Origin of the sequence: Mycobacterium riyadhense, assembly GCF_963853645.1 — a bacterium.
Taxonomy (GTDB): Bacteria; Actinomycetota; Actinomycetes; order Mycobacteriales; family Mycobacteriaceae; genus Mycobacterium; species Mycobacterium riyadhense.
Window position 1 is genome coordinate 3830586 of the sequence record NZ_OY970456.1, and the last position, 13386, is coordinate 3843971.

A 13386-nucleotide genomic window follows, 5' to 3' on the forward strand; every position below is an offset into this window, starting at 1 on the left:
TTTTCTCGGTATTACCTATAGCCAATCTTTGCGTCAGCTATGCGCGAGCTGTATGACGACACGACACACGCTGCTCACCGGATGGTGCCCGCACCGGGGATCAGCGGGAGATCGAGCGCGGTGACCCAGCCGGGGGACAGCTCATTGACCGCCGGTACCGCGTTGAGCGCCCGCATTCCGGTGGCCAAGCAGCCGGCGGCGGCCGCATCCCGGCCCGAGCCGTCGGTGAACCGGAACGCGGTTTCCTGAAAGATGCTCGGGGTCCCCTCGATGTCCACCCGGTAGACGTCATTGTCATGGCCCGTTGGCCAGGCGGGGGCGGCGTCGAGTCCGATGCGGTTGACGTGCTCCAGTTGGATGCGGGTTTCGCCCTGGTAGACGCCGTTGATGGTGAACCGGACGGCGGCGACGTGGCCCGGTTTGATCACGCCTTTGGCCGATTTGCGCTCGGTGGGAGTCACCCATTTTTCCCAGGTCGTGGTGATTTCGTCGAGCATGATGCCGGCGGCGTGGGCGATCATTGGCACGGTGGCGCCCCACGCGAAGATCAACACGTCTCGGTTCTCCAGCATCGGGGTGAACTCGGGCTTCTGACCGATACCCATCTCGTGTTCGTAGTCGCCCTCGTAGTTCGTATAGTCCAGCAGCTCGGACGCCCGGACTTTGCGCACCTCGGAACACAGGCCCATCAGGGTCATCGGAAACAGGTCGTTGGCGAATCCCGGGTCGATGCCGGTGGTAAAGCACGACGACTCGCCCAGTTCACAGGCTTCGGTGATGGGCGTGATCCAGTTCGGCGGGTTCAGGTGCATGGTCGGCCAGATCCACGGCGTCATCGCGGTCGAGCAGACGTCTATCCCGGCCCGCAGGAACCGCGCAACCAGCAGGATGTTGTCCTTGGCGTGCATCGCGGTCGGGCCGTAGTGCACCAGCGCGTCGGGTTTGAGCGCGATCAGTGCGTCGACGTCGTCGGTAGCGGTGATGCCGACGGGTTCGGCCAGCCCGCAGATGTCGCCGACGTCGCGGCCAACCTTGTCGGGATTGCTGACGCCGACGCCCACCAGCTCGAACAGCGGATGCTCGACGATCTCGGCGATCACCATCTTGCCCACGAATCCGGTGCCCCAGACCACCACTCGCTTGCTCTTGTCCAAACCGGCCACCTCCTAGTCCCTAGTCCGCTTCACCCTAAGCCTCTGGTGTGCCGTCGTGCGCGGTGACAACATGGACAACCATGAGACATCTCAGCGGACCCTCGATCCTGTTTGCTATCGGTATCGGCTTGGCGGCCACGTGTGGTGTGGCAAACGCGGACCCAATGCCCCAAGTCCGCTACGAAGTGAGCGGCAGCGGCGTCGCCGAATACATCTCGTACCAAACCGCCGAAGGCCAGCAGCGTGCCGTCAACGTGCCGCTGCCATGGAAAACAGAGTTCACCTCATTCGGTGGTCAAGTGTTCGTGCTCAGCGCACAGGGACCGGGCACCATCTCCTGCAGGATCCTGCTGGACGGCAACGTGGTGAATGAGCAGACGTCCACCGGGCTGCCCGGCCGAGCCGCCTGTTCGCACTGATAGCGGCCCAGAGGAGGATCGGATGGCCCTCAAGAGCGGTATTTCGCCTCGGGTCAACGGGGTACCGCCGCCCGAGGTGCCACTTGCCGATATCCGTCTCGGCGAGCTGAAATTCTGGGAACTCGACGACGACATCCGCGACGGCGCCTTCGCCACCTTGCGCCGCGAGGCGCCGATTTCGTTCTGGCCCACCCTCGAACTGCCCGGATTCACCGCCGGCAACGGGCATTGGGCGCTGACCAAGTTCGACGACATCTTCTACGCCAGCCGTCACCCCGAGACTTTCAGCTCCAGCCCCAACATCACGATCAACGACCAGACACCGGAATTGGCCGAGTACTTCGGCTCGATGATCGTGCTCGACGACCCGCGACACCAGCGGCTGCGCTCGATTGTCAGCCGGGCGTTCACTCCCAAGGTCGTTGCCCGCATCGAGGCGTCGGTGCGCGACCGGGCCCACCGGTTGGTGGCATCGATGATCGCCAATCATCCTGACGGGCAAGCCGACCTGGTCAGCGAGCTCGCCGGGCCGCTGCCGTTGCAGATCATCTGCGACATGATGGGGGTTCCAGAGGAGGACCATCAGCGGGTATTCCATTGGACCAACGTGATTCTCGGGTTCGGCGACCCCGATCTGGCGACCGATTTCGACGAGTTCATACAGGTGTCGATGGATATCGGCGCCTACGCCACCGCGCTGGCCGACGACCGTAGGGTAAACCACCACGACGACCTGACCACGAGCCTGGTGGAAGCCGAGGTCGACGGCGAGCGGCTGACATCGTCGGAGATCGCCATGTTCTTCATCCTGCTGGTGGTGGCCGGCAACGAGACGACGCGCAATGCGATCAGCCACGGCGTGCTCGCGCTGTCCCGCTATCCCGAGGAACGGGACAAGTGGTGGTCGGACTTCGACCGGGTAGCGCCCACCGCGGTCGAGGAGATCGTGCGGTGGGCGTCTCCAGTGGTCTACATGCGCCGCACCCTGACCCGGGATGTGGAGCTGCGCGGCACCAAGATGGCCGCCGGCGACAAGATCTCGCTGTGGTATTGCTCGGCCAATCGGGACGAGTCAAAGTTCGTGAATCCGTGGATGTTTGACGTCACCCGCGACCCCAATCCGCACGCCGGCTTTGGTGGCGGCGGCGCCCATTTCTGCCTGGGCGCGAACCTGGCTCGTCGTGAGATCAGGGTCGTGTTCGACGAGTTGCGCCGCGAAATGCCGGACATCGTCGCGGCCGAGGAGCCCGCACGGCTGCTGTCGCAGTTCATTCACGGCATCAAGCGGCTGCCGGTGGCGTGGACGTGATGTGCCGAGCAGACGCAAAAGCCCCGAAATCTCACCGATTTCGGGGGCTTTTGCGTCTGCTCGGCGTTATGCTCGCCATGATTGGGTTGAGTCTCGCGCCGGTTGCCCACGCGGACATGCTGATTGCCAACTACCTACTGCAAACGAGCCGGGATCCGGGCCACAAATGGCTTGGGAGTATCCGTACCTGCACGTCCAACGCTCCCGGATGCGTTCACGTGCAGGCGATTCCACAACCCAACGGGCAAGCGGCCCCGTACGACGGGGATGCCCGGTTATCCAACGGCCGGTACACGATGGCCGTCGACGTGCCCGATGGTGTGCGCTGCGTGGTCCAATTTTTCCCCTCCCATGACGTCTACTCGTGGGATGCCGTGACACTGGCCGGCTCGGTGGATTCCACGTACGGCACCGGCTGCGGTGGGGCGCCGGGGGGTACCGACAGCTACCCGTTTTCGTTGGTGCGGTTCTAAGCCAAAAGACCGCACTACGCGGCGATCTCGTAGACGAACAAGATGCGCGGGTACACGGTCAACCATTCGGGCGGCTGCCGGAGTCGAGCTATGCACCTAGCGTTGTCGCCCAGCCACTCCAGCGCGGACCGGTAGGCGCCTAGGTGTGCGGGCCGAAAGGGGTAACGGTAGCACCGCGCGAACAACTGCACATGCGCGAACAGCGCAACCTTGCCAAGACGCCCGTCCGGCACGTCCTCGAAGACGATGATGCTGCGGCGCGCGATCCGGTGGCACTGCTTGATCAATCCCATCGGGTCATGGCTGTGATGGAGCACCTCGCTGACCACGACGTGATCAAATGCCTTGTCCGGGAACGGGATTGTGGCGCCGTCAAAACGGCGAAATGGGATCGGGGTCTGACGAAAATCCTTGACGTCCACCCCACTTGGATCCACCCCATACATTTGCTGTAGATACGCCGAGAGATGGCCGGTCCCGCACCCAACGTCGAGCAGGCTATCGCCACGTTTGACGTAGCCGGCCAGCGCTTCGGCCTGGCCCCGTAGTCTCGCCGCAGGATTCATGACATGCAGCGCTTCCGCAAGGCGTCGCCGGCGTTCCCACAGTCTGATGCGCACCCAGTGACCTCCCATCCGAGGATTATTCTCAAGCATGCCCATCCCCGCGTTTCCTGAGTCCGACGTGCTGGCCACCCGGCAGAAGCTTGTGCTCGACCATTTCCATGATGAGGTTCGCCAGGACTGGGACGCGGTATTGTCGACCTTCCCACACCCCCGCTATGAACTCATCCCGCAGCTGACCGTCCACGACGGGGACCAAGCGGTGCGTAGCTACTACAACTACACGCGCACCGCCTTTCCGGACCAGGACCACGAAATTATCGCGTTGCGCCACAGCGCCGACGCGGTGATCGTCGAGTTCTGGTTGATGGGCACGCATCGGGGCTATCTGGACAAGATTCCGCCGACCGGCGGCCGGTTCCGTGTCCGGATGACCGCCTACTTCGTCTTCGACGAGACGGAAACCCTTGTTTGCGAACGCATCTACTTCGACAGATTGACCATGTTCAAGCAGCTGATCGACGGCCTCGACATGAAACGGCCGGCGAACTGGCTGCTGGCCGCGCGTTGCGTGCGTGGCCTGCTGGCAATGTCCTCGGCGGAACCGGACCCGGCGCTCACCCAAACGCTTCCCCCTGAGCTTTCGGATGCTTAGACTCCCTGCCATGCAGGTCCCACATGTGTTGTGCGGCCTGTCCGCAACAGCACTGCTGGCCAGTTGTGCCACCGACAGCGGCCATGCGGGCACGACATCGACGGCGGTACCACCGACAACGGCGGCCGTCACCGCCACCGTCACGCCGCGACCCGCCATACCCGGCTCGCAAACTCAGAAGTGGATTGACCTTCAAGTCGGCCAGTGCGTGGCCGACCTTCCACCGGCCGATCTCAGCCGCATCACGGTCACCCTGACCGATTGCGGGACACCGCATTTGGCCGAGGTGTATCTACGCGCTCCGGTCGCCGTCGATTCGGCCATCGCCACCGTCGCCAACCGAGCGTGCGCTTCCGGGTTCGCGCCCTACACCGGGCAAGCTCCGAATGGCAGTCCCTACTCAATCACTTGGCTCATCGATTCCCACCAGGATCGGACCGGCGCCGATCCCACCCCAAGCATCGTCATCTGCCTGCTGCAAGCGGCCAACGGCCTACTTCTAACTGGGTCCGCGCGTCGCTGACACATCGGCCGCAGAATCTTGACGATAGCCATAGCGCGCCATGACCTCGCCCCAGTGCTCATCGACGATCGCACGCTGCTCGGCGCTCACCTGGTAGGTGTTGGTTTTGTAGTCCGCATGGTCGGCAAGGTACTCGCGCAACCGGGGCAGATACCGCTCGAAATCGCCCAGCCCCAGATGCTCGTACAATCGGCGAAGCTGTCCTTCGGGGTCAGCGATCAGCTCCTCATAGCGCAGTTCGTAAAAGCGTGACGGGTCAACAAGTTCCCGGCCTTCGTCCAACTTTCGGTACAGGTCGACGTAGGTCGACAGCACCTTTTCGTCTAACCCCTTGAACGTCGGTCGTTGCAGGCCGTGTATGCGGTACAGCGCCTTATGCAGATGCACGGTCGACGGATAAACAACGTATGGGTCCCGGACGATGTGGACGAACTTCGCTTGTGGAAATATGTCCAACAGCACCTTGATTCGGAAGCTGTGCGTCGGGTTTTTCAGGATCACTGTCTTGCGGCGGCGGTAGTACACTCGTTGAACGAACCGGAATAAGGTCCATTTCCAAGCTTGCAGTTCTTGTGGTGTCAACTGCTCCAAGTCCAGATACCGCTCATGCTGAGGCGGCCGGTTTGGGAATGCAATGGTGAGATACGGCGACGGCTGCCCCTGCATGCACCAAATGAACTCGTCTTCCTGTGGGTGACGCAGGCTCAGATCCATGTTGTCCATCGCCCGATGCTTCGACACCAGGAATCCTACAAACGGAGCAAACCACTCGGTCAGTAAAAAGTGCTGTGGCGCAAGGCATTCGTAGCCAGTGGGACCGGTGTGGCGATCGTCGAGGACCAGCAGTTCGTGCAACAACGTGGTACCGGTACGCCAGTGTCCGACTATGAAAATCGGCGGATCGGCGATCACCGTCTTGGCGACGCGGCGGCCGAACACGATCTGCTGGCCTAGTCCCAGAAAAGAATTGACGACGCTGAGAAACGTATAGAGGACAGCCAAGTGCCAGCGATTCCAGTGCACGGCGAAACGGTTGCGGATCAGCAGGCGCGTCCAGGCAGAGAAATTGCAGCCGATCCACAACGGCGCCGCCCACTCATGCCACCAGGAAAATCGGGTCGACGAACGTATCGCCTGCGCAGCGGCCGCGACAACCATTACGGTGTAGCCCGGGGCGTCACCGCGACCCGCAACCGGGTCAGGCCGCGCAGGTTGGCGTTTCTCGACCACCGCGGCGGCTCAAGCACGTCGATCCGGTCGATGTTCTGGACGATCTCACGCAACACTGCCTGACCCTCCATCCGCGCTAGCTGGTTTCCGGGACACAGGTGGATGCCGGAGCCGAACGCAAGATGCCCGGCCGGGTTGCGGTCGGCACGGAAGACATCCGGGTTGTCGTATTGGCGTGGGTCACGGTTGGCCGCGCCCCACGCCAGCAGCACCAGTGACCCTGCTGGGATGACGGCTTGACCGACAGAGTAGTCGACTCGCGTTGTGCGGCAAATATTTTGGATTGGCGACACAAAGCGAAGTTGCTCCTCGATCGCCGACGGGATCAGCTCTGGTCGCTGCCTAAGGAGTCCGAGCTGATCTGGATAGTCGGCGAGCGTGAGAAACAAGCTGCCGATCAGGTGAGCGGTGGTCTCATAGCCCGCGACTAGCAGCAGCGCAGCGAAGAAGAACAACTCGTCTTCGCTGAGCCGACCATCGTCGGCATCCGCGGCAAGCTTCCCGAGAACTGTGCGGTCGCCCAGCAGCCCGCCGTCCCGCCTGCTAGCGAACAGCGCACGCAATCGCCGGAATCCCGTGAAGCCCTGCACCAGTGAAACCAGCCCGGGCACTGACAAATTGACATCGGTGATCCGAATCGCCTGATTGGACAAGCGGCAGAACGCAGCTTCGCCCGGGCCCGCGACGCCGAGCACGTTGGTGATGGTGCGCATCGGCATCGGTTCAGCCACGGTGGCGACGACATCCGCGGGTGTCTGTGTCAGCAGTCGGCCGACGGACTCTCGGGCCAGTTGCTCGACCAGCGGACGCCAGGACTCCAACACGGCGCGCGTCATAGCCGGCGTCAACTGCTTGCGCATCCTGGTGTGCGCCGGCGGATCACACGTCGGGAGAAAAGGCAGCCACCCGCGCGAAAAGGTGACCCCACGGGCGCTGGACAACACTCCATGGTTTCGCGCCGCTTCGCGAACGTCGGCGTATCTGCTCAAGATGTAGACGTCGCGCTTGGGGTTGTACTGGACCCGCTCGCCGGCCAAGAGCTCACGGTAATGCGGGTACGGATCGGCGGCCGTCGCAGGATCAAACGGATCGAAGTTCGTCAGCTGTACATGCTGCCGATTGCGGCTGCCAACGAGCCTCGACCAGGCCTTTCCGGCGACCCTGAGTGCGAGCCGTTTCGCGACCTCAGGCCCATAGGTTCGCACCAGGCGTGCATCGCCCCACATTGTTGCGGTCGCGGAGACAACGGCCCGGGAGGACAAACTCGGACGAGGGGGCCGATCCACCGGCGCAGAAACATCCGGCCCGGTCGTCGCGAGCCTGGGTATACCGTGCTCTAGCGGGTGCTCTAACGGACATCGACCCTCCGGCGCCGCGGCCTCCGCAGGGTATTGCGTCGCTGTCATCGCCCTCCCATTTCAGGCAGCGAACGTCGTTGAACACCTGTAGGGTAGCGGCGCACTCCGGGATCGGTAGGCAGTTCGACAAAGCGTTTTGCAAACAGGGCGTTAAGTTCGAACACCCCGCAAGCGGCACTCGGAAGCGTGCGTGTCATTGTCAAACCCATTGGGCGCACGTTCGCCATCGGATGCGGCGACGTGGCGCTGTGAGCTTCGGCCTGTCATTGGTCGGTTACGTCCCCGGCGGACGCATGGCGGTGCACTCGATTGGTGGCCGATCAGTGCTCGATAAGCCAATTTTGTTGAGCGCGAACATAACCGGTACCTTTGGACGGCATGGCTACTCCACCCGACAAGGCGCGGCGCAAGATGCTGCGCGATGCCTACAAGGAAGCCCAGCGTCTGGCGGGGCCCCAGCTGACCCTGATCGACTACGACCAGCTTGACGAGTTACTCAACTACATCGAAGAAACGTTCGACGACCAGCCTTGCGACCATAGCCCGCGGCATGCTCAACGATGGGCCGAATCGCGCGGTCTCGACTGGCCAGAACTGGAGCGGGAGCTTCGGGAGTTTGGTGGCTACTGCGACTGCGAAATCTTGTTCAATGTCGAGCCTGACGAGGTATTCGGCTAGCGGCGTCAAGGTCTTTGCCGGAGTTCGTCGGCCAACCTCCTGATTTCACACCGAAGCTCATCGATGTGGGCGACAGTAGCCGCCTGATTTTCGGTACCGGTTTCGGCCACCCGCTGCACGATCCACGAGGCCAACGATGCGGTCACGACACCGACGAGGGTGATGCCGCCGATCATCAGCAGGACCGCGATCACTCGACCGGTGACGGTGATCGGGTACAAGTGCCCGTACCCGATGGTCGTCACGGTGGTTATAGACCACCACACAGCCTGCCCGAAGGTGTTGATCGTCGCGCCGGGCTGGTCGCGTTCGGTGTCCAGGATGGCCAACGATGCCACATAGATCAACAGGACGACAGCCGCGATGGTGTAGGTCAGAATGCGGCCGCGAACGGCGTTACCGACGGCTTTCTGGAGCACGCCGACCAGGACGACCAACCGCAGCAGCCGCAGCGGTCGCATCAGTGGCAGCGCAACGATAAGCAGGTCGAACAGGTGCAGCCGGAACCATTGTCGGCGGTCGGCGGCCAAGCTCAGCCGAACAAAGTAGTCGATGGCGAACAGGCTCCATGCAATCCAGCTCGCCATCCACAGAATGCGGGCCTCCTCACCGTGCGGTCGGGTGAGGACTTGCACCGAATACATGGCTAGGAAGGCGACGGCAACCGCGGCGAGTGGCCACTCGGTGCGCTGTTCCCAGAGTTGTTCCTTGGTTGGCTTGGTCACGCGGCTGGAGCGTAGCGCCTCGACAGCCACGTTGTTCGGCTAGGTCGAGGAACACGTGAGCTCATCAATGGCGAATCCGTTGGTTAGCTTGCCGCGGCTTGGGCGTTCAGATAGGCAGTTAGCCCCTTGATGACAGCTCCGGCATATCGTGCCCGGCCGTCCGCGCTTTCCATCTGGGCGGCTTCGTCGGCGTTCTTCATGTTGCCCAGTTCAACGAGCACCGCCGGGTATTGGGCCAGGCTCAAGCCGGCGAGGTCTGCGCGTCCATACAATCCGTTGGCCCCGATATAGTTGGCCGGCTGCAATCCCGCTGCCACCAGAGAATCGCGCATCGCATGCGCTAGCTGGATGGCGGGACCCGCTTGGATGTCGTTCATCGGCGGACTGGAGTAGTTCACGTGAAATCCCCGACCGGACGGGGGGCCGGCGTCGGCGTGGATGCTCACTATGGCGTCCGGGCGCATCGCGTTGGCCATGGCGGCCCGTTCATCGACACACGGCCCGACGGAATTGTCGCTTTCGCGCGACAGTTGGGTACGTACGCCCATTTGGTTGAGTGCGTCGGCGACCAGACGCGCGACGTCCCAGGTGAACGCGTGCTCGGCATAGCCGTCGGTTGCCGCGGCGCCGGTCGTGTTACACGGCTTTGTGCCGCCCCGACCATTGGGGACCTGCCGGTTAATTGAGGGGTCGTATCCGCCGTTGTGGCCGGGGTCGAGGAAGACGGCCAGTCCATTGAGACCCGCGGTGGCGTGCGGCGGGTCGATCAATGCACCGACGCCCATAACGGCCGGCGCGAGGCCGACGAGCTTCAGGATGTCGCGCCGTGATGGCGGCCCTCCACACCCGTGTGGCGCACTCACCGCGCGATGTTAACAAGCACCCAGGCGTTCCCATAGTCCTCTTCGAGGGCCGGATATCGGAGCATGCGAATCGCTCGCTGTGCAGCTGCTGAACGCGACGGGAATCCAGCCCGTTTGACGTATGCGTCTAACACGCGCACATCGTCTTCGGACACTCTGACGCTCAGCTTCATGCCCTGACGCTACTGAAGTAGTACTGCGGCAGGAATTTTGAGATTCTGCCCTGGCGCCCAAACCCCGGTCCGATCCGAGCACCTTCCAGGTACGGTTTTCCCTCATGCGGCACAGGGCGATTGAACTAGCGGTAGTTCTCGTCGCCGCTGGGTTGTTGCCGGCGTGCCACGATCGGACGCCGTCGGCGGCCGCAACTCCCAGATTCGAGCCGGCCCCCTGCCCAAAGTTGCTCGAGCCGGTCGCTGGCTCCGATACCTGGCGTTGCGGCTATCTGGTGGTGCCCGAGAATCGCGCCGACCCGAACGGACGAACGATCCGGCTCGCAGTCGCGCGGGTGCCGGCCGCGACGCCGGCGCCGGCGCCGGATCCGGTCGTGTACCTGGCCGGCGGCCCCGGCGAGGACGCGGTCCAGGGCGCGGATTTCGTCATGGGCGCCGGATTGAACCGCGACCGTGAGTTGATCCTGATTGCCCCGCGGGGGACGTACTCCAATCAGCCGGCCCTCACCTGCACCGAGATTGACCAGTTTCACACCGACAATGTCGCGATGGTCTCCGATGCGTCGCCGACCCGGACGTGTCACGTCCGGCTGGCGGCCACGGGCGCTGACCTTCGCGCGTACAACACCACCGAGAACGCCGCCGACATCGCTGATCTGCGCACGGCGCTGGGAATCGATCAATGGAATGTGTACGGGCTTTCCTATGGGTCGGAGTTGGCACTGATCTATATGCGCGAGCATCCCGCGGGGATCCGGGCGGTGACGATCGATGGGGTGGTGCCGCCCGATGTCGTGAGTCCTAGCTGGTTTTGGAGCAGCGCACGCGAAGCGTTCGACAATGTGTTCGGTGCCTGCGAGGCCGACGCGGCGTGCCGGGATCACTTTCCGCATCTGGCCGAAACATTCACGAACTTGGTGCGCCAGCTGGAGGCCAGCCCGGTCGAGACATCGGTGACGATGCCCGACAGTGATCTATCGGTGAGGGTGGTGCTCAGCGGCGGAGCGCTTGTGAACTGGATGATGCGCATGGTCTCCCGCGGCGAGAATGCCACCGAAGTCCCTTATGCGATCGATCAATTGGCGCATGGCCACCCTGAGTTCGTTGCCGCTGAGTGGGCCGAGTCGTGGGCGGCGGCCAAGTTTGTCGGCCAGTATTCCTATGGGCTGCATTTGGGTGCGACGTGTAGCGAGTGGGTGGCCTACGATCCGCCGTCGCGACTGCTGGACCAAGGGCGAACCGCCTTTCCGGATTATCCGGACTCGGTGCTGGCCCATCCGCCGCCATTTCCGTTCGGCGTCGAGGAATGCCAGGAGTGGAATGTGCCAAAGGCGCCGGAATCGGTGCGCACGGCTGCACGAAGCTCGATCCCGACGCTGATTGTCTCCGGAAAGTTTGATGCACGGACCGGTGCCCAGTGGGGTGAGTATGTGGCGCGGCAACTGAGTCATTCGACGTCCATTGCCATTCCTGGCGTCGGCCACGCGGCGGCCCTAACGTCCAAATGCGCGCAGGACGTGGTGGCATCCTTCTTCCGGACCCCGGGCTCGCCCGATACCAGCTGTGTCGCAACGATTTCACCCAAGCCGTTCAAGGTGAGGTAGGGCGGCTCGTTTCGGCGAGCGTGACTGCGACCGCCACCTGTGCGGTCAATGCGGGAAGTTGCGCTCCGCCGGGCCGATTGCGATGGTCATGCGCACCCGGCCGGTCACGACACCCACCGAGGGCCGGGCGCGGGGCTCGGCAACGATATGCCGGACAAGGCGGCGAGGCGCCGGCACGTCGGTACATCGCATCCGTTGTAACCGCGACCGTAAAGTAAATCGCTAACTGGCACGGTGAGAAGGTGAGGCCTTCGATGAGCGACATCACGGCGCGGTTTGCAGAAATCGTCGGGAACAACAACCTGCTGACGGGTGACGCGATCCCCGAGGACTATGCGCACGACGAGGAGTTGACGCACCCGCCGCAGCAGCCGGCCTACGTCGCCAAGCCGAAGACAGCTGAAGAGGTTTCACAGCTACTAAAAGCCGCAGCCGAACACAACGTGCCCGTGACAGCCCGCGGGTCCGGCTGCGGTTTGTCGGGGGCGGCACGGCCACTGCCGGATGGGCTCCTGATCTCTTTCGAGCGGATGAACGCGGTCCTGGAGGTCGATGCCACCAACCAGGTCGCCGTCGTCCAGCCCGGGGTGACGCTCACCGACCTGGACACCGCAACAGTCGATGCCGGGTTGCGGTACACGGTTTACCCGGGCGAGCTGTCCTCCAGCGTCGGCGGGAACGTCGGAACCAACGCCGGCGGGATGCGCGCGGTCAAGTACGGGGTGGCCCGTCACAACGTACTCGGGTTACAGGCGGTACTGCCCACCGGCGAGATCATCCGAACCGGCGGCCGGATCGCCAAGGTTTCCACCGGCTATGACCTGACCCAGCTGATCATCGGCTCCGAAGGCACCCTGGCGTTGGTCACCGAGGTGATCGTCAAGCTGCATCCACGGCTCGACCACAGCGCCAGCGTGCTCGCCCCGTTCGCCGACTTCGACCAAGTCATGGCGGCGGTACCCAAGATCCTCGCCAGCGGCCTGGCGCCCGACATCCTGGAGTACATCGACAACACCACGATGGCCGCGCTCATTGCCACCCAGAATCTGGAGCTGGGTATCCCAGACACGATCCGCGACAGCTGCGAAGCGTATCTCCTTGTGGCGCTTGAGAGCCGTGGCGTCGACCGACTGTTCGAGGATGTCGAGACCGTTGGTGAGATGCTCGCCGAGCTGGGCGCGGTCGACGCCTACGTCCTCGAAGGAGGCTCCGCACGCAAGCTGATCGAGGCCCGTGAGAAGGCCTTTTGGGCGGCAAAGGCGCTCGGCGCGGACGACATCATCGACACCGTCGTCCCCCGCGCAGCGATGCCGAAGTTCCTCGCGACCGCACGCGGTCTAGCGTCGGCCGCAGGCGGTGCCGCGGTGGGTTGCGGGCACGCCGGCGACGGCAACGTGCACATGGCTATCGTCTGCAAGGATCCGGACAAAAAGAAGCAGCTGATGACCGACATCTTCACGCTTGCAATGGAATTGGGCGGTGCGATCTCCGGCGAACACGGCCTTGGCCGCGCCAAGACCCCGTACTTTCTGCAGCTCGAAGACCCGGCCAAGATCGCCCTCATGCGCCGGATCAAGCAGAGCTTCGACCCGGCGGGCATCCTCAATCCCGATGTTGTTTTCCCGGCAGAACAAGCATGAGTCGCGGGGCGCAATCGCC

Annotated in this window: 15 protein-coding genes; 8 read left to right on the forward strand and 7 right to left on the reverse strand. The window is 63.3% G+C overall.

Features of this window, described 5'->3' with window-relative positions; genetic code table 11:
* Positions 1-74: 74 nt before the first annotated feature.
* Positions 75-1103 (reverse strand): dihydrodipicolinate reductase, encoded by a 1029-nt coding sequence (locus AADZ78_RS16985; RefSeq protein ID WP_085250045.1) that lies wholly within the window; start codon positions 1101-1103, stop codon positions 75-77.
* Between the two features lie 131 nt (positions 1104-1234).
* Here AADZ78_RS16985 and AADZ78_RS16990 point away from each other — a divergent pair, with 131 nt between their 5' ends.
* The 3 genes from AADZ78_RS16990 (at position 1235) to AADZ78_RS17000 (ending at position 3355) form a co-directional block, all read left to right on the forward strand.
* On the forward strand, positions 1235-1573 hold the full coding sequence (locus tag AADZ78_RS16990; protein WP_085250005.1) for an MmpS family transport accessory protein: 339 nt from the start codon (positions 1235-1237) through the stop codon (positions 1571-1573).
* A gap of 22 nt (positions 1574-1595) precedes the next feature.
* Complete coding sequence (locus AADZ78_RS16995) at positions 1596-2882, forward strand: cytochrome P450 (protein WP_085250004.1); 1287 nt, start codon at positions 1596-1598, stop codon at positions 2880-2882.
* Between the two features lie 77 nt (positions 2883-2959).
* A complete protein-coding gene (locus AADZ78_RS17000; RefSeq protein ID WP_085250044.1) occupies positions 2960-3355 on the forward strand; it encodes a hypothetical protein in 396 nt (131 codons plus the stop codon).
* Between the two features lie 14 nt (positions 3356-3369).
* On the opposite strand, the gene AADZ78_RS17005 is transcribed toward AADZ78_RS17000, so the two are convergent.
* The gene (locus tag AADZ78_RS17005) at positions 3370-3975 is read right to left on the reverse strand and encodes a class I SAM-dependent methyltransferase (protein WP_239656710.1); all 606 of its coding nucleotides are present in this window, start codon (positions 3973-3975) and stop codon (positions 3370-3372) included.
* 34 nt (positions 3976-4009) lie between these two features.
* Here AADZ78_RS17005 and AADZ78_RS17010 point away from each other — a divergent pair, with 34 nt between their 5' ends.
* Together AADZ78_RS17010 and AADZ78_RS17015 are read left to right on the forward strand one after the other, a co-directional pair.
* On the forward strand, positions 4010-4573 hold the full coding sequence (locus tag AADZ78_RS17010) for an ester cyclase (protein ID WP_085250003.1): 564 nt from the start codon (positions 4010-4012) through the stop codon (positions 4571-4573).
* A 10-nt stretch (positions 4574-4583) separates the two neighbouring features.
* On the forward strand, positions 4584-5096 hold the full coding sequence (locus AADZ78_RS17015) for a hypothetical protein (RefSeq protein WP_085250002.1): 513 nt from the start codon (positions 4584-4586) through the stop codon (positions 5094-5096).
* On the opposite strand, the gene AADZ78_RS17020 is transcribed toward AADZ78_RS17015, so the two are convergent.
* Positions 5073-6254: a sulfotransferase gene (locus AADZ78_RS17020; RefSeq protein WP_085250001.1), complete on the reverse strand. Its 1182-nt coding sequence runs from the start codon at positions 6252-6254 to the stop codon at positions 5073-5075. The genes AADZ78_RS17015 and AADZ78_RS17020 overlap by 24 nt on opposite strands.
* On the reverse strand, positions 6254-7732 hold the full coding sequence (locus AADZ78_RS17025) for a cytochrome P450 (protein WP_085250000.1): 1479 nt from the start codon (positions 7730-7732) through the stop codon (positions 6254-6256). Before AADZ78_RS17025 ends, AADZ78_RS17020 begins: the two co-directional genes overlap by 1 nt.
* Before the next feature lie 330 nt (positions 7733-8062).
* Between AADZ78_RS17025 and AADZ78_RS17030 the strand changes: the two genes are divergently transcribed.
* Positions 8063-8362: a DUF2695 domain-containing protein gene (locus AADZ78_RS17030; protein WP_085249999.1), complete on the forward strand. Its 300-nt coding sequence runs from the start codon at positions 8063-8065 to the stop codon at positions 8360-8362.
* Between the two features lie 5 nt (positions 8363-8367).
* Here the strand turns inward: AADZ78_RS17030 and AADZ78_RS17035 are convergent, their stop codons facing one another.
* From AADZ78_RS17035 to AADZ78_RS17045, 3 genes are all read right to left on the reverse strand, one after another.
* A complete protein-coding gene (locus AADZ78_RS17035; protein WP_085250042.1) occupies positions 8368-9087 on the reverse strand; it encodes a potassium channel family protein in 720 nt (239 codons plus the stop codon).
* A gap of 83 nt (positions 9088-9170) precedes the next feature.
* The gene (locus AADZ78_RS17040) at positions 9171-9950 is read right to left on the reverse strand and encodes an Rv3717 family N-acetylmuramoyl-L-alanine amidase (protein ID WP_239655116.1); all 780 of its coding nucleotides are present in this window, start codon (positions 9948-9950) and stop codon (positions 9171-9173) included.
* Entirely contained in the window at positions 9947-10123 is a 177-nt protein-coding gene (locus tag AADZ78_RS17045) for a ribbon-helix-helix domain-containing protein (RefSeq protein WP_085249997.1), read from the reverse strand. Before AADZ78_RS17045 ends, AADZ78_RS17040 begins: the two co-directional genes overlap by 4 nt.
* Before the next feature lie 104 nt (positions 10124-10227).
* On the opposite strand from AADZ78_RS17045, the gene AADZ78_RS17050 reads away from it, so the two are divergent.
* The gene (locus AADZ78_RS17050; protein ID WP_085249996.1) at positions 10228-11727 is read left to right on the forward strand and encodes an alpha/beta hydrolase; all 1500 of its coding nucleotides are present in this window, start codon (positions 10228-10230) and stop codon (positions 11725-11727) included.
* 254 nt (positions 11728-11981) lie between these two features.
* Positions 11982-13367, forward strand: a complete 1386-nt coding sequence (locus AADZ78_RS17055) for an FAD-binding oxidoreductase (protein ID WP_085249995.1) — start codon at positions 11982-11984, stop codon at positions 13365-13367.
* Positions 13368-13386 lie beyond the last annotated feature (19 nt).